This window comes from Pseudomonas azotoformans (genome assembly GCF_900103345.1).
GTDB lineage: Bacteria > Pseudomonadota > Gammaproteobacteria > Pseudomonadales > Pseudomonadaceae > Aquipseudomonas > Aquipseudomonas azotoformans.
In genome coordinates this window covers 5,615,979-5,636,259 of record NZ_LT629702.1, presented here as the reverse complement: position 1 = coordinate 5,636,259, position 20,281 = coordinate 5,615,979, and the positions used below count along the sequence as shown (strand labels likewise).

The following is a 20,281-nucleotide window of genomic DNA, read 5'->3' as shown; positions in this document are numbered from 1 at the left end:
CATGAAAGCTGCCCTGCTAGACGAACCCGGCGAAGACATCGCCCAAGCCCTGGAAGAGGGCTGGCTGCCGATTCGCGAAGTGGCGCGCCAGACCGGCGTCAACGCCGTGACCCTGCGCGCCTGGGAACGCCGTTACGGCCTGATCGTGCCCCAGCGCACGCCCAAGGGCCATCGGCTGTTCAGCGCCGAGCATGTGCAGCGCATCCACACCATCCTCACCTGGCTCAATCGCGGCGTGCCGGTGAGCCAGGTCAAAGGCCTGATCGACTCGGCCCAGTCTCTTCCCGAGGCGGTGGAAAACGAGTGGCACAGCCTGCGCCAGAACCTGGTGCAAGCCATCAGCGAATTGAGCGAACGCCGGGTCGATGACGCCTTCAACCAGGCCATGGCGCTGTACCCGCCGCGCACGTTGTGCGAGCAATTGATGCTGCCGCTGCTGCAAGAGCTGGAACAACGTTGGCAAGGCCAGTTCGGCGCGCAGATGGAGCGGGTGTTTTTCCTCTCATGGCTGCGCAGCAAATTCGGCGCACGCATTTACCACAACAATCGCCAGCTGCACGGCGCGCCGTTGTTGCTGGTCAATCAGTCCGACCTGCCCCTGGAGCCACACCTGTGGCTCAGCGCCTGGCTCGCCAGCAGTGCCGATTGCCCGGTGGAAGTGTTCGACTGGTCGTTGCCCGCCGGTGAACTGGCCCTGGCGGTGGAGCACCTGCAACCGCGGGCCGTGCTGCTGTATTCGAGCAAAGCGCTGCATGTGTCGGCGCTGGCAAAACTTTTGGGCGGCGTCCGTTGCCCAAAGTTGGTCGTCGGACCAACGGTATGCATCCACCAGGCCGAGCTGGCCGTATTAACCCATGACACCCCTGAATTGTTCGTCGCCGAAGAGTTGTTGTCGGCCCACCAGCTACTGATCCAGCGTGGACTCGTTTAAATGCATTTGATCTGGCTGCGCACCGACCTGCGCCTACACGACAACACCGCCCTGACCGCCGCGAGCCAGCGGGGGCCGATCGCCGCCGTGTACCTGATCACGCCCGAACAATGGCTGGCCCATGACGATGCACCGTGCAAGGTGGATTTCTGGCTGCGCAACCTGGACGACCTGAGCAAGGCACTCGGCGAACTGAACATTCCCCTGCTGATCCGTACCGCCGCCACCTGGGACCAGGTGCCCGACGTGCTGGGCACGCTGTGCCGTGAACTGGCGGTGGAGTCGGTGCACGTCAACGAGGAATACGGCATCCATGAAAGCCGTCGTGATGCGGCCGTGTCCAAGGCATTGGAGTCGGTGGGCATCAGCTTCCACAGCTACCTGGACCAACTGTTCTTCCAGCCCGGCAGCGTGTTGACCAAGACCGGCACCTACTTCCAGGTGTTCAGCCAATTCCGCAAGGTCTGCTACAGCCGCCTGCACAGCGCCCTGCCCCGGATAGTCGCGGCACCCAAGGCCCAGGCTGCGCTCACGCTGAAAAGCGACCCAGTCCCGAAGACAGTCGACGGTTTCGAGCCGCCCAGCGAGACTCTGCGTGCCCTCTGGCCCGCCGGTGAAGACGAAGCTTGGCGCCGCCTCGACGCCTTCGCCGACCAACAGATCAGCTACTACAAGGACGAGCGCGACTTTCCCGCCAAGCCCGGCACCAGCCAGCTGTCGGCGTACCTCGCCGCCGGCGTGGTATCGCCGCGCCAGTGCCTGCACGCCGCGCTGCAAACCAACGGCGGCGAGTTTGAAAGCGGCGACATGGGCGCCATCACCTGGATCAACGAACTGCTGTGGCGTGAGTTCTACAAACACATCCTGGTGGGTTACCCACGGGTGTCGCGCCACCGGGCGTTCCGCCCCGAGACCGAAGCCGTCGCCTGGCGCAACGCGCCCAAGGACCTGGCCGCCTGGCAGCAAGCGCGCACCGGCCTGCCGATCATCGACGCGGCCATGCGCCAACTGCTCGAAACCGGCTGGATGCACAACCGCCTGCGCATGGTGGTGGCGATGTTCCTGACCAAGAACCTGCTGATCGACTGGCGCGAGGGCGAGCGTTTCTTCATGCGCCACCTGATCGACGGCGACCTGGCGGCCAATAACGGCGGCTGGCAGTGGAGTTCGTCCACCGGCACCGACTCGGCGCCATACTTCCGGATTTTCAGCCCCTTGAGCCAGTCGGAAAAATTCGACAGCGAAGGCGTGTTCATCAAGCACTGGCTGCCGGAACTGGCCGCGCTGAATAAAAAAGAAGTACACAACCCCGAAGCCGTCGGCGGTTTGTTTGGCGTGGCGGATTACCCGCGTTCGATTGTCGACCTGAAGAAATCCCGTGAGCGCGCCCTGGCCGCCTTCCGCAGCCTGCCCTCGCGACAAGCCGCAGGGGGCGAGTATGAGTGACTTCCTGCGCCGCTTCGCCCAGGCCTTTTCCACGCTGGACAAGCACAACCTGCACCTGCTCGACAGCCTGTACAGCCAGGACATCCGCTTTGCCGACCCACTGCACGAGGTGCAGGGCCTGCCCGCCCTGCACCGCTACTTCGTCGAGCTGTACAGCAACGTCAGCCAGCTACGCTTCGACTTCCACGGTTTCGACCAGGTAGCCGAAGGTGAAGGTTACCTGCGCTGGAAAATGAGTTTCTGCCACCCACGCCTGGCCAACGGCAAGGTGATCCGGGTGGAGGGCTGTTCGCACTTGATGTGGCGCGACAAGGTGTACCGCCATCGTGATTATTTCGATGCCGGCGCCATGCTCTACGAACACTTGCCCGTGTTGGGCAACGTCGTTGGCTGGCTGAAAAGGAGAATGGGATGAGCCGTACATTGCCTCGCCGTTATTGGCTGACCGGCGCCAGCAGTGGCATCGGTGCCGCGCTGGCCGTGGAGTTGCTCAACAGCGGCGCCCACGTCGCCTTGAGCTCACGCTCGAAAGGCCCGCTGGAAGCCCTCGCCCAACGTTACCCTGGCCAGGTGCTGGTGGTGGCCGGCGACCTGACCGACAGCCAGACCGTGCGTGAGATCGGCGAACGCATCGGTGTGGCCTGGGGCGCCCTGGACACGGTCATCCTCAATGCCGGCACCTGTGAGTACGTGGATGCCCGGCAGTTTGACTCATCGATCATCGAGCACGTGGTGCGTACCAACCTGCTGGCCAGCAGTTATTGCATCGAAGCCGCCCTGCCGCTGCTGCGCGCCGGGCACACGCCGCACCTGGTGGGTGTCGCCAGCGCCGTGACGTACCTGCCTATGCCCCGCGCCGAGGCCTATGGCGCGTCCAAGGCGGGTCTGCGCTACCTGTTCGAATCCTTGCGTATCAGCCTGTCGCCGGAAAATATCGACGTCACCGTGATCAGCCCGGGCTTTGTCGACACGCCGCTGACCGAGCGCAATGACTTCCCCATGCCCCTCAGTTGGTCGGCGGATAAAGCCGCACGGCACATTTTCGCCAAGCTGGAAAAGCGCCCGCTGGAAATCGCCTTTCCCGCCTTGTTCATCGCCACGTTGTGGCCCCTGTCGAAACTGCCGAACCGTGCGCAACTGATCATCGGCAAGCGCATGTTGCGCAGCCCGCCGCCGAAAAAGGACGACCTGTGAAGATCGCCATTATCGGCAGCGGCATCGCCGGGCTGACCAGCGCCTATCTGCTCAGCCGCCGTCACGACATCACCCTGTTCGAAGCGGGCGACCGCATCGGCGGGCATACCCACACGGTCAACGTCACCGTCGAGGGTAAACGCTACGCGGTCGACACCGGCTTCATCGTGTTCAACGACTGGACCTACCCCAACTTCATCCGCCTGCTGGGGCAGATCGGGGTGGCGTTCAAACCGACCGAGATGAGCTTTTCGGTGTGCGACGAGAACACCCGGTTCGAGTACAACGGCAACAACCTCAACAGCCTGTTTGCCCAGCGTCGCAACATCCTGTCGCCGGGGTTCTGGGGCATGTTGCGCGATATCCTGCGCTTCAACCGCCAGGCGCCGCTGGATCTGCAGGAGCAGCGCATCAACGCCGACATGACCCTGGGCGACTACCTCACCGCCGGCGGTTACGGCGAGCGGTTTGTGCGGCACTACATCGTGCCGATGGGCGCGGCGATCTGGTCGATGTCCCTGGCCGATATGCTGGGGTTCCCGTTGCAGTTCTTTGTGCGCTTTTTCAAGAACCACGGGTTGCTCTCGGTGAACAACCGTCCGCAGTGGTGTGTGATCGAGGGTGGTTCAAGCAACTACATCGAACCCTTGACCCGCAGCTTTCGCGAACAGATCCGCCTCAACTGCGCTGTGCATAAAGTGGCGCGCACCGATGACGGCGTGGTCATCCACAGCCCTGCCGGCAGTGAAGTCTTTGATTGCGTGGTGTTCGCCTGCCACAGCGACCAGGCCCTGGCGTTGCTGGCCGACCCGAGCCAGGCCGAACAGGAGATTCTCGGCGCCATGCCCTACGCCGACAACGACGTGGTGCTGCACACCGACACCCGCCTGCTGCCCGACCGCAAACTCGCCTGGGCCAGTTGGAATTACCGGCTGACCGGCAATCGCCAGGCACAGGCGGCGGTGACCTATGACATGAACATCCTGCAAGGCATCGACAGCGCTACCACGTTTTGCGTCAGCCTCAACCAGACGCCAATGATCAACCCGCTGAAGGTGCTTGCCCGCTACACCTACGCCCACCCGCAATACAGCCTGGCGGCGGTGGCGGCACAAGCGCGTCGCGAGGAAATATCCGGTGTGCGCCATACGTTCTATTGCGGCGCGTACTGGGCCAACGGCTTTCACGAAGACGGCGTGGTCAGCGCATTGCGCGTGGCCGAAGCCTTTGGGGAAACCCTGTGAACAGCGCCCTGTACAGCGGCTGGATCGCCCATCGGCGGTTTGCGCCCAAGGCCCATGCCTTTCGTTACCGCATCGGCCTGCTGTACCTGGATTTGAGCGAAGAACACCAAGTGCTTGGGCTCTCGCCCCTGGCCGGGCGCAGCCGCTTGGCCCCCTTCGGTTTTCGTCAGCAGGATTACCTGCGTGAATGGACGCGCACCGGCATGAGCTTGAGCGATGCCGTGCGCCAGGAAGTCGGCAAGGCACTGGGGCATACACCCCAGGGCGTTATCTGCCTACTGACCCAGGCCCGCAGTTGGGGCCTGGCTTTTAACCCCGTGAGTTTCTTCTACTGCTTCGAGGCCGACGGACGTCTGGCCGCGATCCTGTGTGAAGTGACCAACACCCCATGGCGCGAACGCTATCACTACGTGCTGCCGGCTCAGGCCCTGGGCGCCGATGAGCACCAGCATTTCGCCGTGGCCAAGGCGTTCCATGTGTCGCCGTTTCTATCCCGCGACCTGGAATACCGCATGAGCTTCAGCCCTCCCGCCGCCAGGCTCGGCGTGCACATGGCCGATTGGCAGGGCACGCAGAAAGTCTTCGACGCCACGTTGAGCCTGGAGAAAGAAACGCTGGATCGCGCCAGCCTGCATCGCTACCTGTGGCGCTTCCCCTGGATGACCGCCAAGACCTGTCTTGCCATTTATTGGCAGGCCCTGCGCCTGTTGCTCAAACGCACGCCGATTTTTTCCCACCGGGCCGCCGATGGCGCCTCTCGCACCGCAGTCGGGTACACCAAGGATCGCCGCCATGAAATCCCCTAGCTTATCGGTCAAGACTCACCGCCTGAACGTCAACGGCATGACCGCCGCGCTGCTGCGCAAGGCGGTATTGCGCCAGCTCAGCCAACTGCGCCATGGCCAGTTGGTGGTGATCGAGGACGGCGAGCGGCAAGTCTTCGGCGCGCGGGAAGCGCACTTGCTGGGAGAAATCCAGATTCTGGACTCTGCCGTGTGGGGCCTGGTGGCCGCCAGCGGGTCCATCGGCGCCGGCGAAGCGTTTATCCACGGTTACTGGACCAGCCCGGACCTGACCGCCGTGGTACGGGTGATGGTCAGCAACCTGGACGTGCTCGACGCAATGGAAGGTGGCATGGCACGCCTGGCGCGGCCGTTCACCCAGGGCCTGCACTGGCTCAACCGCAACACACGCAAGGGTTCGCAGAAGAACATCGCCGCACACTACGACCTGGGCAACGACCTGTTCGAAGAATTCCTCGACCCAACCATGATGTACTCGGCGGCGCAGTTTCTGACGCCCGACGACACCCTCGAACAGGCGCAGTTGAACAAGCTGGAGCGCATCTGCCAGAAGCTTGCCCTCAAGCCCACCGACCACCTGCTGGAGATCGGCACCGGCTGGGGCAGCATGGCGCTGTACGCGGCGCAGCATTACGGCTGCCAGGTCACCACCACCACCCTCTCCAAGGAACAGTTCGCCTACACCCGACAGCGCATCGAAGCCCTGGGGTTGCAAGGCCAGGTCACGCTGCTGCTGCAGGACTACCGCGACCTCACCGGCCAATACGACAAGCTGGTGTCCATCGAGATGATCGAGGCGGTGGGCCATCGCTTCCTGCCGACCTACTTCAAACAGTGCGCGCATTTGCTCAAGAACGATGGGCTGATGTTGCTGCAAGCCATCACCATTCGTGAGCAACGCTTTGAACAGGCCAAGCGCAGCGTGGATTTTATCCAGCGCTATATCTTCCCCGGCGGCGCCCTGCCCTGTGTGCAGAACATGCTGCACATCGTCAGCCGCGACACCGACATGAACCTGCTGCACATGGAGGATTTCGGCCTGCACTACGCACGAACCCTGCGCCTGTGGCATGAGAACTTCCGCCGCGCCCACGGTCGCCTCGCCGAGCTGGGTTACGACGAATACTTCCTGCGCCTGTGGGAGTTCTACCTGTGCTACTGCGAAGGCGGCTTCATGGAGCGCACCATTGGCACCGCGCAATTACTGCTGGCCAAGCCATCGGCGATCAACCCGCCGCTGCTCGGGCGCTTCAATGCTTAAGACGCTGGCCAATGCCGTGCTGTTTCAGTGCGGTTGGTTTGCCTGTGTGCTGGGTGGGGACAGCGCGTGGTTAATGGTGGGGCTTGCCGTGCTGGCAGTTCACCTGCTGTGGATAAGTTCGTGGGCTGAAGACGGCAGGTTGATCCTGAGCGTGGCGGTGTTGGGTACGTTGGTGGATACGGTATTGCGCACCGTTGGTTTCTTTCAGTTCATCGAGCCTGGGCCTTTGATTCCGCTCTGGTTGATGCTGCTATGGGCGCTACTGGCAACCACACTGCGTCATTGCCTGGCGTGGAGTACCCAGCCCTGGTGGCGCGCAGCCTTACTGGGTGCCGTGGGCGGGCCGATGTCCTACTACGCAGGCAGTCAATTGGCAGGCGTGAGTTTCGGGTACGCCCTGGGGCCGAGCCTGTTCGGATTGGCACTGCTGTGGGCTTTGCTCTTTGTACTGCTGGCAAGCGCTGCCAGAAAAAACTGAAACCGGTCGGCTTTTACTTGCAGCTTGCCGCTCAAAGCTTGAAGCTGCCGCCATGCCCAACATCCCCCACACTCAAATCGCCGAACCCGCCGTTACCTGCTCGACGTGCGCGGCCTGCTGCTGCCAGCTGGAAGTGATGCTGATCACCGACACCGGCGTACCGGAACGCTATATCGATACCGATGACTGGGGCGGTGAAGTGATGCTGCGCCTGGACGACGGCTGGTGCGCGGCGCTGGACCGGGACACCATGATGTGCACGATCTACGAGCGACGGCCACTGATTTGTCGGGAGTTCGAGATGGGCGCGCCGGAGTGCCTGGAAGAACGACAGGGTATCGCTACCGCCTACCGCTGAACATTGGCTTTTGTAGTGAGCGGGCTTGCCCCGCGCGAGGCAAGCTCGCTCACTACAAGTCTGCGTGTTAACCGTTGTTTCGAGGGTTATAACGGCAAGGTGTAGTGCAACGAGTAGCTCTCTACACCATCGTTATTGCTGCTGATACCCGCATTGGAGTAATGCGTGGCACGAATCCCCACCTCATGCCCACCCGCGAAGCGCAGGCCGAAACCCAGGCGGTCTTCGAACTGAAAGGCCTGGCCGATGTTGTTGTCTTCCAGCTTGGTGCGGGAAAACACTGCGACCCCGATCCCGGCCTCGATGTAAGGCTTCACCGATTCCCCGGCAAATTCATACACAAACACCGGCGAGAACGACAGGCTGCTGGCGCTGGCTCGCTTGTCCCCATCCCAATAGGTGTAGGCACCACTCCAGTAACCGGTCAATCGACCGGTATCGCTCTGCCACCAACTCTTATCCCAGTCCGATGTCAGCCCCAGCCGGTAGGTCATGGTCGAATCGCTGGTGCTCCCCACCCCCAGTTCCAGGCCAGCGGCCTGTGCCGAAACAGAGTGCCCCACTACAGCGGCCGCAATCGCAGCCAAACAGAACAAGCGCTTCATAAGAAACATCCTTTCCGAACGAAGTTATATGGTTTTGTACAGGCTATCTCGCTATAGAAGCTGGCGTGTAATCAGAAGTTCCAGCTAATAACGCTGGAATTTCACGAAATTTTCACGAGCCGAAGCTTCTCACAACGCCCGGATATTTCCATAGTGTCGGTAGGATATTTCTTAGGTGACACACATCTCCGCTGGTCCAGAACTGTGCTGGTGCTGGATTGCCGACGGCCAATAGGTCGCGCTCCCCCAGCAAACGCTTGAGCTGGCGGGCCACGGCGGCGCCGGTGTCGATGAGGATAATGCTGGGGGGCAGCATGTGCGCCAGGAGTGGCTTGAGGAAGGGATAGTGGGTGCAGCCGAGGATGATGGTGTCACAACCGGCGCTGAGCAACGGGTCGATATAGCCCTGCAATAACTGGCGCAAGGCCGGGCTGGTCAGGTCACCGCTTTCGATCAGCTCCACCAGGCCCGGGCACGGCTGGGTGATGACCTTCACATCGGTGGCGAAACGGTCGAGCAATGCGGCGAACTTGGCGCTTTGCAGCGTGCCGGTGGTGGCAAGCACCCCGACCACGCCACTGCGGGTGGCCGCAGCGGCAGGTTTGACGGCGGGCTCCATGCCCACCAGCGGCCAATCCGGATAATCCAGGCGCAGATCGGCGACAGCGGCAACGGTGGCGGTGTTACAGGCAATCACGAAGGCTTTGGCGCCCAGCGCCTGGAAAAATGCCGCCACCTGCCGGGAGCGTTCAAGGATAAATGCCGGGCTTTTCTCGCCGTAGGGGATGTGTCCGCAATCGGCCACGTACAGCAGTGATTCCTGGGGCAATAGCTGCTGGATTTCGTCCAGCACGGTCAAGCCACCGATACCGGAATCGAACACACCGATCGGCGCGCCCTTAACCATGTGGCGTCCCGCACACGCTGCAACCGGGGTCACGCTTGACGCGCAACTCGCGAAAGCGCGTGGCCAGGGCGTCGATCAGCAACAAGCGGCCTACCAACGGCTCACCGAAACCGGCCAGCAGTTTCAATGCTTCCAGGGCTTGCAGGCTGCCGACCACACCGACCAGTGGGCCGACCACACCAGCCTCGCTGCAGGTGAGTTCGGTATCGCTGCCGTGCCCATATAAACAGTGGTAGCACGGGCTGTCGGCGCGACGCGGGTCGAACACCGACAGTTGCCCTTCAAGACGGATCGCCGCGCCGCTGATCAAGGGCTTGCCGGCGGCGACGCAGGCCGCGTTGACGGCTTCGCGGGTGGAGAAGTTGTCGCTGCAATCGAGCACCACATCGACCGCTTCAACCGCCGCCGCCAGGGAGTCGGCATCCAGCGCGGTGCGATGGGGGACCAGTTGAATCTCGGGATTGATCGCCGCCAGGCGACGTAGAGCCGAGTCGACCTTGGTCTGCCCGACGCTGTCGGTATCATGGATGATCTGGCGTTGCAGGTTGGTCAGGTCGACCGTGTCGAAGTCCGCCAGATGCAACTCGCCGACGCCGGCAGCTGCGAGGTACAACGCGACGGGCGCACCCAGGCCACCGAGGCCGACGATCAAGGCACGGCCGTTTTTCAGGCGCGACTGGCCGTCGATGTCGACATGCTGCAACAGAATCTGCCGGCTATAGCGCAACAGCTCCTGATCGGTCAGCACGGCCGGCGCCCCAGGGTGATGCGCTCATGGCCGCCGAGGTCGATGCGGCTGTGCACCTCTTCAAACCCTTCACTCAACAGCAGGTCGCGCACGGCCGGGGCCTGGTCGTAACCGTGCTCCAGCAACAGCCGGCCACCGGCATTCAGGTGGGCCGGGGCTTCTTTGATGATCAGGCGCAGGTCGTCCAAGCCATCATGGCCGGCCACCAATGCGCTGGCCGGCTCGAAACGCACGTCGCCCGCCACCAGGTGCGGATCGTTGGCGGCAATGTACGGCGGGTTGCTGATGATCAGGTCATAACGATGACCTTGCAGCGCGCTGAACCAATGGCTGTTCAGCACCGTGGCGTTAGTGAGGTACAGCCGCTGGCGGTTGCGCTCGGCCAGGGCCACGGCTTCCAGCACACGGTCGACAGCGGTGACCTGCCAGGCGGGGCGTTCGCTGGCCAGAGCCAGGGCGATGGCGCCGCTGCCAGTGCCGAGGTCGAGGACCTTGACTGGCGTGGCGGGCAACAATTCCAGGGCGGTTTCCACCAGCAATTCGGTATCCGGGCGCGGGATCAACGTGTGGGGCGCGACCTCCAGGTCCAGCTTCCAGAAGCCTTGCTGGCCGAGGATATAGGCCACCGGCTCACCGCCGCGACGGCGTTGCAGGTAGCCGGCAAAGGCCAGCGCGTGCTCGCTGCTGACGATTTTCTCGGGCCAGGTATGCAGGTAACTGCGCGACTTGCCCAGGGCAGCCGCCAGCAACAATTCGGCATCCAGGCGCGCCGTGGGCGAGTCGGGCAGGTCGGCGGCGCGCAGCAAGCTGGCGATGATGGTCATTTATTCACCTATCGCGGCCAGTTGATCGGCCTGGTATTCGGCGAGCAACGGCTCGATCACCGCGTCCACGCCTCCGGCAAGGATCTCGTCCAAGGAGTAAAGGGTGAGGTTGACCCGATGGTCGGTGACCCGGCCCTGGGCAAAGTTGTAGGTACGAATGCGCTCGGAGCGGTCGCCTGAACCCACCAGCAATTTGCGCTCGCTGGCAATCGCGTTGGCGGCGGCGCTGGTCTGCTGGTCATTGAGTTTGGCCGACAACCAGGACATGGCCCGCGCACGGTTCTTGTGCTGGGAGCGTTCTTCCTGGCACTCCACCACGATGCCCGACGGCAAGTGCGTGATGCGGATCGCCGAGTCGGTCTTGTTGACGTGCTGGCCACCGGCGCCCGAGGAGCGGTAGGTGTCGATGCGCAGGTCGGCCGGGTTGATCTCGATGGCTTCCTGCTCGTCCGGTTCTGGCAACACGGCAACGGTGCACGCCGAAGTGTGGATACGGCCCTGGGACTCGGTCGCGGGGACACGCTGCACGCGGTGCGCGCCGGACTCGAATTTGAGCTTGCCGTAGACGTTGTCGCCCTCGACCCGTGCGATAACTTCTTTATAGCCGCCGTGTTCGCCTTCGTTCTCGGACAGGATCTCTACGCGCCAGCCGCGACGTTCGGCATACCGCGAGTACATACGGAACAGGTCGCCGGAGAAGATCGCCGCCTCGTCACCGCCGGTGCCGGCACGGATTTCGAGGAACACGTTGCGCCCGTCATTCGGGTCCTTGGGCAGCAGCATGCGTTGCAGGTCGCCTTCCAGCTCGGCGAGTTTTTCCTTGGCTTCGCGGACTTCTTCCACGGCCATTTCGCGCATGTCCGGGTCGCTGTCCTTGAGCAGTGCCTGGGCACCTTCAAGGTCGGCCTGCACCTTCAGCAGATTCTTGTAAGTGGCCACAACGGGCTCAACTTCGGCGTATTCCTTGGAATAGGCACGGAATTTGGTCTGATCGGAGATGACCTCGCCATCGCCGAGCAAGGCGGTCAGTTCTTCGAAACGGTCCTGGAGCACGTCCAGTTTATTGAGCAGTGACGCTTTCATTGCGGTTTTTTATCCGAAGAGCTATCTGACGCGCCCTCACCGAGGGCAAAGAGTTCCTGGGCCATGGCCAGCGCATCGAGGCGGCCTTCGGCGGTAAGCTTTTTCAGTTGCACACTGGGTGCATGCAGCAATTTGTTGGTGAGGCCACGGGCCAGTTGCATCAGCACCTCCTCGGCGCTGCTGCCGTTGGCCAGCAAGCGCTGGGCCTTGATCAATTCCTCGTCGCGCAGGCGTTCGCCTTGCTGACGATACGCCTTGAGCACGTCCACCGCCGCCAGTTCACGCAGGCGCACCATGAAGTCTTCGGCGCCGGTGCTGACCATTTCCTCGGCAGCCTGGGCGGCGCCCTGGCGGCTCTTGAGGTTTTCGGCGACCACTTCGTGCAGATCGTCGACGCTGTAGAGGTAAACGTCGTCCAACTCGCCGACTTCGGGTTCGATATCCCGGGGAACGGCAATATCCACCATGAAGATCGGCTTGTGCTTGCGCAGCTTCAGCGCGCTCTCGACCGCGCCCTTGCCCAGGATCGGCAGTTGGCTGGCGGTGGAGCTGATGACGATATCGCTTCGCACCAGTTCGGCCGGAATGTCCGCCAGCAACACCGCATGGGCGCCGAACTGCTCGGCGAGGATGCTGGCGCGCTCCAATGTGCGGTTGGCGACCACGATACGCTTCACGCCCAGGTCATGCAGATGGCGGGCAACCAGGGTGATGGTCTCGCCAGCGCCGATCAGCAGCGCCTGGCTGCGTTGCAAGTCACTGAAAATCTGTTTGGCCAGGCTGACGGCGGCAAACGCCACGGACACCGGGTTTTCACCGATGGCGGTGTCGGTGCGCACCTGCTTGGCAGAATTGAAGGTGGCCTGGAACAGCCGCCCCAGCAGCGGGCCGACAGTGCCGGCCTCACGCGCCACAGCGTAGGCGGACTTCATCTGGCCCAGAATCTGCGGCTCGCCCAACACCAGCGAATCGAGACCGGCCGCCACACGCATCATGTGACGAACTGCCGCATCCTCTTCGTGCACATAAGCGCTGGCGCGAAGGTCATCGAGGTCCAAATGATGGTAATCGGCTAGCCAGCGCAGCACGACATCCGCTGAAAGATGCTCCTGCTCTATATAAAGCTCGCTGCGGTTGCAGGTCGAAAGGATCGCAGCTTCGCGACTGTCGGTGAGCCGACAGAGCTGCTGCAGGGCCTCAACCAACTGCTCCGGCGTGAACGCCACGCGCTCGCGCACGTCTACGGAGGCAGTCTTGTGGTTAATACCGAGTGCGAGGAAGGCCATTCAATATCGCTGATGATGTCGGGAAGCCGACAATTGTCCTACTTCGAAAGATTCAGAACAACCACCGTCGTCTATTGTCCTAATGCCTTGTGTCTATAAAGGCATCAACTGAGACTCGGTTATGTTTGGCCGAAGGCTTGTGTCATGATGATCCGACCGCAGGTTAGTCGTCCTCTTCCTATATGAATAGATCTTCCGCGTTGCTCCTCGCCTTTGTCTTTCTCAGCGGCTGCCAGGCCATGGCCCCCGTGTCGCCGGACGGTACGCCACCGGTGGAAGACAGCACACCCGCCCCTGAAAAGCCCAAGGTTTATTCCTCGTTCACCGAAGAAACGGTGTACAGCCTGCTGACCGCGGAACTGGCCGGCCAGCGCAATCGCTTCGATATTGCGCTGGATAACTACGTGACCCAGGCCATCAACACCCAGGATCCGGGGATTTCCGAGCGAGCCTTCCGCATCGCCGAGTACCTGGGGGCCGATCAGGCTGCACTGGACTCCTCGCTGATCTGGGCGAAAAACGCACCGGACGACCTGGAGGCACAACGGGCCGCGGCCATTCAACTGGCACGCGCCGGGCGCTATGACGACTCCATGATCTATATGGAGAAAGTCCTGCAGGGCAAGGGCGACACCCATTTCGACTTCCTCGCGCTGTCGGCTGCCGACACCGACCAGGACACGCGCAATGGCCTGATGAAGAGTTTCGACCGCCTGCTGCAAAAGCATCCGAAGAACAGCCAGCTGATTTTCGGCAAGGCGTTGCTGCTGCAGCAGGACGACGAAGCCGACGCGGCGCTGAAGCTGCTGGAGCAGAATCCGCCGGAAGAAGGCGAAATCGCGCCGATCCTGCTGCGCGCACGCCTGCTGCAGAACCTCAATCGCGGCAAGGAAGCGATTCCGCTGCTGGAAAAAAGCCTCAAGAAGTATCCGGACGACAAGCGCCTGCGCCTGACTTACGCACGCATGCTGGTGGAACAGGACCGCATGGAGGACGCCAAAGTGCAGTTCGCCAACCTGGTCCAGCAATACCCGGATGACGACGAATTGCGTTATTCCCTGGCACTGGTGTGCCTGGAAGCCAAGGCCTGGGACGAGGCCAAGGGTTACCTGGAGGAGCTGATCCAACGTGAAAGCCATGTGGATTCGGCGCACCTGAACCTCGGCCGTATCGCCGAAGAGCGCAACGATCCGCAAGCCGCCCTGCTCGAATATGCCCAGGTCGGCCCCGGCAACGACTACCTGCCCGCCCAATTGCGCCAGGCCGACATCCTGATGAGCAACGGCCGCACCGACGAGGCGGAGAAACGCCTGGCCGCCGCGCGGGATGCCGAACCGGACTACGCGATCCAGCTCTACCTGATCCAGGCTGAAACCCTGTCGGCCAACAACCAGGGCGAGCGCGCCTGGAAGCTGTTGCAACAAGCCTTGCTGCAATTCCCGGATGATTTGAACCTGCTGTACACCCGCGCCATGCAGGCGGAAAAACGCAATGACCTGGCGCAGATGGAAAAAGACCTGCGCCTGATCATCAAGCGCGATCCGGACAACGCCATGGCCCTAAACGCCCTGGGCTACACCTTGTCCGACCGCACCACGCGCTACGACGAAGCCAAGGTGCTGATCGAGCAAGCCCACAAGCTCAACCCGGAGGACCCGGCCGTGCTCGACAGCCTGGGCTGGGTGAATTACCGCCTGGGCAACCTGGACGAAGCCGAACGCTTGTTGCGCCTGGCACTGGAACGCTTCCCCGACCAGGAAGTCGCCGCGCACCTGGGCGAAGTGCTGTGGGCCAATGGCAAACAGCGCGAAGCACGCCAAATCTGGGAAAAATTCCTCAAGGAACAACCCGAAAGCCCCATCCTGCGCAGCACCATCAAGCGCCTGACCGGATCCGAGACCCTTTAAGCTTATGTTTTTGCGCCACGTTGTTATGTTCAGCTTCATCGCCCTGCTCGCCGGTTGCGCGGGCATCGGCAGCCGTGAATCCGTTGAAGGCCAGGGCAACCCGGCGCAATGGAAGCAGCACAAAGACCAACTCAGCAGCATCGATGGCTGGCAGATCGAAGGCAAAGTGGGGGTTCGCGCGCCGAAAGATTCCGGCAGCGGAACGCTGTTCTGGCTGCAACGCCAGGACTACTACGATATTCGCCTGTCGGGTCCGCTGGGCCGTGGTGCCGCACGCCTGACCGGCCGGCCGGGGCAAGTCAGCCTTGAAGTGGCCAACCAAGGCCGCTACGAAGCGACTTCTCCGGAAGAATTGCTGGAACAACAGATCGGCTGGAAACTGCCGGTGTCTCACCTGGTGTGGTGGGTCCGTGGCCTGCCCGCGCCTGACAGCAAGAGTCGCCTGAGCCTCAACGGCGACAGCCGCCTGGCCACCCTGGAACAGGATGGCTGGCAGGTCGAGTATTTGAGCTACGTAGAGCAAAGCGGCTATTCGCTGCCCGAGCGCATCAAGCTGCACGGCCCCGACCTTGACGTCACACTGGTGATCAAGGACTGGCAACCACGCAAACTGGGGCAATAACGTGTCCGTACAAACATTGACCCTGCCCTCCCCGGCCAAGCTCAACCTGATGCTGCACATCCTGGGTCGCCGTGAAGACGGCTACCACGAATTGCAGACGTTGTTTCAATTCCTCGACTACGGCGACGAGCTGACCTTCGCCGTACGCGACGATGGCGTGATCAAGCTGCATACCGAATTCGAAGGCGTGCCTCACGACAGCAACCTGATCGTGAAGGCCGCAAAAAAACTTCAGGAGCAATCCGGTTGCCCGCTCGGCATCGATATCTGGATCGATAAAATCCTGCCCATGGGCGGTGGCATCGGCGGTGGCAGCTCGAATGCCGCGACGACTCTGCTGGGTCTGAATCACTTGTGGCAACTGGGCTGGGACCATGATCGCCTGGCCGCACTGGGCCTGAAACTGGGCGCCGACGTCCCGGTTTTCGTGCGTGGGCACGCGGCTTTCGCCGAGGGCGTGGGGGAGAAACTCACCCCGGAATACCCCGAAGAGCCGTGGTATGTCGTGCTTGTGCCGCAAGTATCTGTAAGTACAGCAGAAATTTTTTCAGATCCGTTGTTGACACGTAACTCTTCTCCCATTAAAGTGCGCCCCGTTCCCAAGGGAAACAGTCGAAATGACTGCTTACCGGTTGTAGCAAGGCGTTATCCAGAGGTACGTAACGCTTTGAATTTGTTAGGTAAATTTACCGAAGCAAAATTAACCGGAACTGGAAGTTGTGTGTTTGGGGGCTTCCCAAGCAAAGCTGAAGCTGATAAAGTCTCGGCCCTTCTTACAGAGACCCTTACAGGGTTTGTAGCAAAGGGAAGCAACGTTTCGATGTTGCATCGCAAGCTGCAAAGTCTGCTCTAAAGGAACCGAGTGTTAGGCACTCGTTGCAACAGATACAGGGGCGTCGCCAAGCGGTAAGGCAGCAGGTTTTGATCCTGCCATGCGTTGGTTCGAATCCAGCCGCCCCTGCCATTTTCCTATACTCATCCAGGTTACCCTCAGCCTCTAGGTACTGCGCGTGTCCAAGATGATGGTCTTTACGGGGAACGCCAACCCCGATCTGGCTCGACGTGTCGTACGTCAGCTGCATATCCCTCTCGGTGACATCTCTGTCGGTAAATTCTCCGACGGCGAAATTACAGCCGAGATCAATGAAAACGTCCGCGGTAAAGACGTCTTCATTATTCAGCCGACCTGCGCTCCGACCAACGATAACCTGATGGAACTCGTCGTGATGGCTGATGCCTTCCGCCGCTCCTCAGCGACTCGAATCACAGCTGTAATCCCTTACTTTGGTTATGCCCGTCAGGATCGCCGTCCGCGTTCCGCACGTGTGGCCATCAGCGCGAAAGTCGTTGCTGACATGCTGACCGTGGTAGGTATCGACCGTGTTCTCACGGTTGACCTGCACGCTGACCAAATCCAGGGGTTCTTCGATATTCCGGTAGATAACATCTACGGCTCCCCCGTATTGGTGGATGACATCGAAGACCAGCGCTTTGAAAACCTGATGATCGTGTCCCCGGACATTGGTGGCGTCGTGCGTGCACGGGCCGTTGCCAAATCCCTGGGCGTGGACCTCGGGATCATCGACAAACGCCGCGAGAAAGCCAATCACTCTGAAGTGATGCATATCATCGGTGATGTCGAAGGGCGTACCTGTATTCTGGTTGATGACATGGTCGACACCGCCGGCACCCTGTGCCACGCGGCGAAAGCCTTGAAAGAGCACGGTGCGGCTAAAGTCTTCGCCTACTGCACACACCCTGTGCTGTCGGGCCGAGCGATCGAGAACATCGAAAATTCCATGCTGGACGAACTGGTGGTGACCAACACCATCCCGTTGTCCGCAGCTGCTCAAGCCTGTTCGCGTATCCGTCAACTGGATATCGCACCGGTTGTTGCCGAGGCGGTTCGCCGCATCAGCAATGAAGAATCGATCAGCGCGATGTTCCGCTAAGGGTCAAACCTTCGGTACATTCCACTGACGAAAAGCGCCCCGCCCCGACATTCTGTTGGGGCGGGGCTTTTTTGCCCATGTCGAGGCCGGCGCTGGTCGCAAACGCCGCTCGATGATGGCTATTTTGGAGATACAAAATGACTGACTTTACTCTGAACGCCCAAGCGCGTACTGACCTGGGGAAAGGTGCGAGCCGCCGCCTGCGTCACGCCGCCAACATCCCAGCCGTTGTATACGGTGGTAACAAGCCTGCTGAATCCGTGACCATCCTGGCCAAGGAAATCGCCAAGCTGTTCGAAAACGAAGCTGCCTACAGCCATGTTATCGAGCTGAACGTCGACGGCGCCAAGCAGAACGTCATCGTTAAAGCGATGCAGCGTCACCCGTCCAAGCAGTTCATCATGCACGCCGACTTCGTTCGCGTTGTAGCTGGCCAGAAACTGACCGCTATCGTGCCTGTTCACTTCATCGGTGAAGAAGCGCCGGTCAAGAAAGGCGGCGAAATTTCGCACGTTCTGAACGAAGTCGAAGTGACTTGCCTGCCGAAAGACCTGCCTGAGTTCATCGAAGTCGACCTGTCGGCTGCTGAAATCGGCACCATCGTTCACCTGTCCGACCTCAAAGCTCCTAAAGGCGTTGAGTTCGTTGCACTGGCTCACAACGATGACAAAGCTGTTGCCAACGTTCACGCTCCACGCGTTGCTCCAGAAGCTGAAGAAGGCGCTGCAGAGTAATTCACTCTGTATTGCCGGAGCTTGAGGAAACATCGCGGACCGAAACGTAGCGAGAAAGCGGGCGATAACGCGGCGTTTACTCTTGAGTAAATGATGTAGTGTCGTCCACTTTCGCCGCACTCAGGTCTGGCGATGTTATCCACAACTCCAAAGGAAGGGCCCCTGTCGTGACTGCCATTAAACTGATCGTTGGCCTGGGAAATCCAGGCGCCGAATACGAACAGACCCGGCATAACGCGGGGGCCCTTTTTGTTGAGCGCATCGCCCACGCCCAAGGTGTGAACCTGGTGGCCGATCGCAAATATTTCGGCCTGACCGGGCGCTTCTCGCACCAGGGTCAGGATGTTCGTCTGCTGATTCCCACCACCTACATGAACCGCAGCGGCCAGGCTGTCGCGGCGCTAGCGGGCTTCTTCCGGATCAAACCCGAAGAAATCCTGGTGGCCCATGACGAACTGGATCTGCCACCCGGCGTTGCCAAGCTCAAGCTGGGCGGCGGACATGGCGGGCACAATGGCCTGCGCGACATCATCGCGCAGTTGGGTAATCAGAATAATTTCTACCGCCTGCGGCTTGGCATTGGCCACCCAGGCGTTGCCAGTATGGTTTCAAATTTCGTCCTGGGTCGTGCGCCACGCGCCGAACAGGAAAAACTCGATGCCAGCATCGACTTTGCCCTCGGCGTGCTGCCGGATATCTTCGCCGGTGAATGGAACCGCGCGATGAAAAACCTGCACAGCCAGAAGGCCTGACTCTTATCGAGGGGAAACACCATGGGATTCAATTGCGGCATCGTCGGCCTGCCCAACGTCGGCAAATCCACCCTGTTCAACGCCCTGACCAAGTCCGGTATTGCGGCGGAGAACTTCCCCTTCTGCACCATCGAGCCCAACAGCGGTATCGTGCCGATGCCGGATCCACGCCTGGACGCCCTGGCGGCCATCGTCAATCCCAAGCGCATCCTGCCGACCACCATGGAATTCGTCGACATCGCCGGCCTGGTTGCCGGTGCGTCGAAAGGTGAAGGCCTGGGCAACAAGTTCCTGGCCAACATCCGCGAGACCGATGCCATCGCCCACGTGGTCCGCTGCTTTGAAGACGAGAACGTGATTCACGTCTCCAACAGTGTCGACCCGAAACGCGATATCGAGATCATCGACCTGGAACTGATCTTCGCCGACCTCGACAGCTGCGAGAAGCAACTGCAGAAAGTCGCGCGTAACGCCAAGGGTGGCGACAAGGACGCGGTTGTCCAGAAAGGCCTGCTGGAGCAGTTGATCGCGCACTTCACCGAAGGCAAGCCGGCACGCAGCCTGATGAAGAACATGGGTGCCGACGAGAAGGCCGTGATCAAGGGTTTCCACCTGTTGACCACCAAGCCGGTGATGTACATCGCCAACGTCGCTGAAGACGGTTTCGAGAACAACCCACTGCTGGACGTGGTCAAGGCCATCGCCGACGAAGAAGGCGCCATCGTGGTGCCGGTGTGCAACAAGATCGAAGCGGAAATCGCCGAGCTGGATGACGGTGAAGAAAAAGACATGTTCCTCGAGGCCCTGGGCCTGGAAGAACCTGGCCTGAACCGTGTGATCCGCGCCGGTTATGAAATGCTCAACCTGCAGACCTACTTCACTGCCGGCGTCGAAGAAGTGCGCGCCTGGACCGTCAAGGTCGGTGCCACCGCACCACAGGCTGCCGGCGTGATCCACACCGACTTCGAAAAAGGCTTTATCCGCGCCGAAGTGATTGCCTACAACGACTTCATCCAGTTCAAGGGTGAGGCCGGTGCCAAGGAAGCGGGCAAGTGGCGTTTGGAAGGTAAGGAGTACATCGTGAAAGATGGCGATGTGATGCACTTCCGTTTCAACGTGTAAACGTCGCTGCTGTGAATCAAAAGC

22 protein-coding genes and 1 tRNA gene are annotated in these 20,281 nt (G+C 61.1%); 17 read left to right on the top strand and 6 right to left on the bottom strand.

Features of this window, described 5'->3' with window-relative positions; translation table 11 throughout:
- Nucleotide 1: 1 nt before the first annotated feature.
- The 9 genes from BLR69_RS25495 to BLR69_RS25455 are packed head-to-tail and all read left to right on the top strand — an operon-like array spanning nt 2 to nt 7,715.
- Complete coding sequence (locus BLR69_RS25495; protein WP_071494220.1) at nt 2–931, top strand: MerR family transcriptional regulator; 930 nt, start codon at nt 2–4, stop codon at nt 929–931.
- Nucleotides 932–2,377 (top strand): deoxyribodipyrimidine photo-lyase, encoded by a 1,446-nt coding sequence (gene phrB, locus BLR69_RS25490; protein WP_071494221.1) that lies wholly within the window; start codon nt 932–934, stop codon nt 2,375–2,377.
- On the top strand, nt 2,370–2,792 hold the full coding sequence (locus BLR69_RS25485) for a nuclear transport factor 2 family protein (RefSeq protein ID WP_071494222.1): 423 nt from the start codon (nt 2,370–2,372) through the stop codon (nt 2,790–2,792). The genes phrB and BLR69_RS25485 overlap by 8 nt, the downstream gene beginning before the upstream one ends.
- Nucleotides 2,789–3,571 carry an SDR family NAD(P)-dependent oxidoreductase gene (locus BLR69_RS25480; protein ID WP_071494223.1) on the top strand — a complete coding sequence of 261 codons (783 nt, stop codon included), beginning with the start codon at nt 2,789–2,791 and terminating at the stop codon, nt 3,569–3,571. The genes BLR69_RS25485 and BLR69_RS25480 overlap by 4 nt, the downstream gene beginning before the upstream one ends.
- Complete coding sequence (locus BLR69_RS25475) at nt 3,568–4,815, top strand: NAD(P)/FAD-dependent oxidoreductase (protein WP_071494224.1); 1,248 nt, start codon at nt 3,568–3,570, stop codon at nt 4,813–4,815. Before BLR69_RS25480 ends, BLR69_RS25475 begins: the two co-directional genes overlap by 4 nt.
- The gene (locus BLR69_RS25470; RefSeq protein WP_071494225.1) at nt 4,812–5,621 is read left to right on the top strand and encodes a DUF1365 domain-containing protein; all 810 of its coding nucleotides are present in this window, start codon (nt 4,812–4,814) and stop codon (nt 5,619–5,621) included. The genes BLR69_RS25475 and BLR69_RS25470 overlap by 4 nt, the downstream gene beginning before the upstream one ends.
- On the top strand, nt 5,608–6,879 hold the full coding sequence (locus tag BLR69_RS25465; protein WP_071494226.1) for an SAM-dependent methyltransferase: 1,272 nt from the start codon (nt 5,608–5,610) through the stop codon (nt 6,877–6,879). The genes BLR69_RS25470 and BLR69_RS25465 overlap by 14 nt, the downstream gene beginning before the upstream one ends.
- A complete protein-coding gene (locus BLR69_RS25460; protein ID WP_071494227.1) occupies nt 6,872–7,357 on the top strand; it encodes a DUF2878 domain-containing protein in 486 nt (161 codons plus the stop codon). The genes BLR69_RS25465 and BLR69_RS25460 overlap by 8 nt, the downstream gene beginning before the upstream one ends.
- A gap of 52 nt (nt 7,358–7,409) precedes the next feature.
- Nucleotides 7,410–7,715 (top strand): YkgJ family cysteine cluster protein, encoded by a 306-nt coding sequence (locus BLR69_RS25455; protein ID WP_071494228.1) that lies wholly within the window; start codon nt 7,410–7,412, stop codon nt 7,713–7,715.
- Nucleotides 7,716–7,801: 86 nt separating this feature from the next.
- Here the strand turns inward: BLR69_RS25455 and BLR69_RS25450 are convergent, their stop codons facing one another.
- The 6 genes from BLR69_RS25450 to hemA all read right to left on the bottom strand — a co-directional run bounded on the left by BLR69_RS25450 (nt 7,802) and on the right by hemA (nt 13,168).
- Nucleotides 7,802–8,320 (bottom strand): acyloxyacyl hydrolase, encoded by a 519-nt coding sequence (locus tag BLR69_RS25450; protein ID WP_058423103.1) that lies wholly within the window; start codon nt 8,318–8,320, stop codon nt 7,802–7,804.
- A 112-nt stretch (nt 8,321–8,432) separates the two neighbouring features.
- A complete protein-coding gene (gene murI, locus BLR69_RS25445; protein ID WP_071494229.1) occupies nt 8,433–9,227 on the bottom strand; it encodes a glutamate racemase in 795 nt (264 codons plus the stop codon).
- A complete protein-coding gene (locus BLR69_RS25440; protein ID WP_071494230.1) occupies nt 9,220–9,975 on the bottom strand; it encodes a molybdopterin-synthase adenylyltransferase MoeB in 756 nt (251 codons plus the stop codon). The genes murI and BLR69_RS25440 overlap by 8 nt, the downstream gene beginning before the upstream one ends.
- A complete protein-coding gene (gene prmC, locus BLR69_RS25435; protein WP_071494231.1) occupies nt 9,969–10,799 on the bottom strand; it encodes a peptide chain release factor N(5)-glutamine methyltransferase in 831 nt (276 codons plus the stop codon). The genes BLR69_RS25440 and prmC overlap by 7 nt, the downstream gene beginning before the upstream one ends.
- A complete protein-coding gene (gene prfA, locus BLR69_RS25430; RefSeq protein WP_071494232.1) occupies nt 10,800–11,882 on the bottom strand; it encodes a peptide chain release factor 1 in 1,083 nt (360 codons plus the stop codon).
- Nucleotides 11,879–13,168 (bottom strand): glutamyl-tRNA reductase, encoded by a 1,290-nt coding sequence (hemA, locus tag BLR69_RS25425; RefSeq protein ID WP_058423108.1) that lies wholly within the window; start codon nt 13,166–13,168, stop codon nt 11,879–11,881. Before hemA ends, prfA begins: the two co-directional genes overlap by 4 nt.
- Nucleotides 13,169–13,350: 182 nt before the next feature.
- On the opposite strand from hemA, the gene BLR69_RS25420 reads away from it, so the two are divergent.
- The 8 genes from BLR69_RS25420 (at nt 13,351) to ychF (ending at nt 20,257) form a co-directional block, all read left to right on the top strand.
- A complete protein-coding gene (locus tag BLR69_RS25420) occupies nt 13,351–15,075 on the top strand; it encodes a tetratricopeptide repeat protein (RefSeq protein ID WP_071494233.1) in 1,725 nt (574 codons plus the stop codon).
- Between the two features lie 4 nt (nt 15,076–15,079).
- Nucleotides 15,080–15,697 carry a lipoprotein insertase outer membrane protein LolB gene (lolB, locus tag BLR69_RS25415; protein ID WP_071494234.1) on the top strand — a complete coding sequence of 206 codons (618 nt, stop codon included), beginning with the start codon at nt 15,080–15,082 and terminating at the stop codon, nt 15,695–15,697.
- 1 nt (nt 15,698) lies between these two features.
- The gene (gene ispE / locus BLR69_RS25410) at nt 15,699–16,550 is read left to right on the top strand and encodes a 4-(cytidine 5'-diphospho)-2-C-methyl-D-erythritol kinase (protein ID WP_071494235.1); all 852 of its coding nucleotides are present in this window, start codon (nt 15,699–15,701) and stop codon (nt 16,548–16,550) included.
- 36 nt (nt 16,551–16,586) lie between these two features.
- Nucleotides 16,587–16,661: transfer RNA gene (locus BLR69_RS25405), tRNA-Gln, on the top strand.
- A gap of 46 nt (nt 16,662–16,707) precedes the next feature.
- Nucleotides 16,708–17,649 (top strand): ribose-phosphate pyrophosphokinase, encoded by a 942-nt coding sequence (locus tag BLR69_RS25400; protein ID WP_003208392.1) that lies wholly within the window; start codon nt 16,708–16,710, stop codon nt 17,647–17,649.
- Nucleotides 17,650–17,786: 137 nt separating this feature from the next.
- Nucleotides 17,787–18,383: a 50S ribosomal protein L25/general stress protein Ctc gene (locus BLR69_RS25395; protein WP_071494236.1), complete on the top strand. Its 597-nt coding sequence runs from the start codon at nt 17,787–17,789 to the stop codon at nt 18,381–18,383.
- 167 nt (nt 18,384–18,550) lie between these two features.
- Nucleotides 18,551–19,135 carry an aminoacyl-tRNA hydrolase gene (gene pth / locus BLR69_RS25390; RefSeq protein WP_010213318.1) on the top strand — a complete coding sequence of 195 codons (585 nt, stop codon included), beginning with the start codon at nt 18,551–18,553 and terminating at the stop codon, nt 19,133–19,135.
- Between the two features lie 21 nt (nt 19,136–19,156).
- Nucleotides 19,157–20,257 carry a redox-regulated ATPase YchF gene (ychF, locus tag BLR69_RS25385; RefSeq protein WP_003171595.1) on the top strand — a complete coding sequence of 367 codons (1,101 nt, stop codon included), beginning with the start codon at nt 19,157–19,159 and terminating at the stop codon, nt 20,255–20,257.
- The last annotated feature ends 24 nt before the right edge of the window (nt 20,258–20,281 follow it).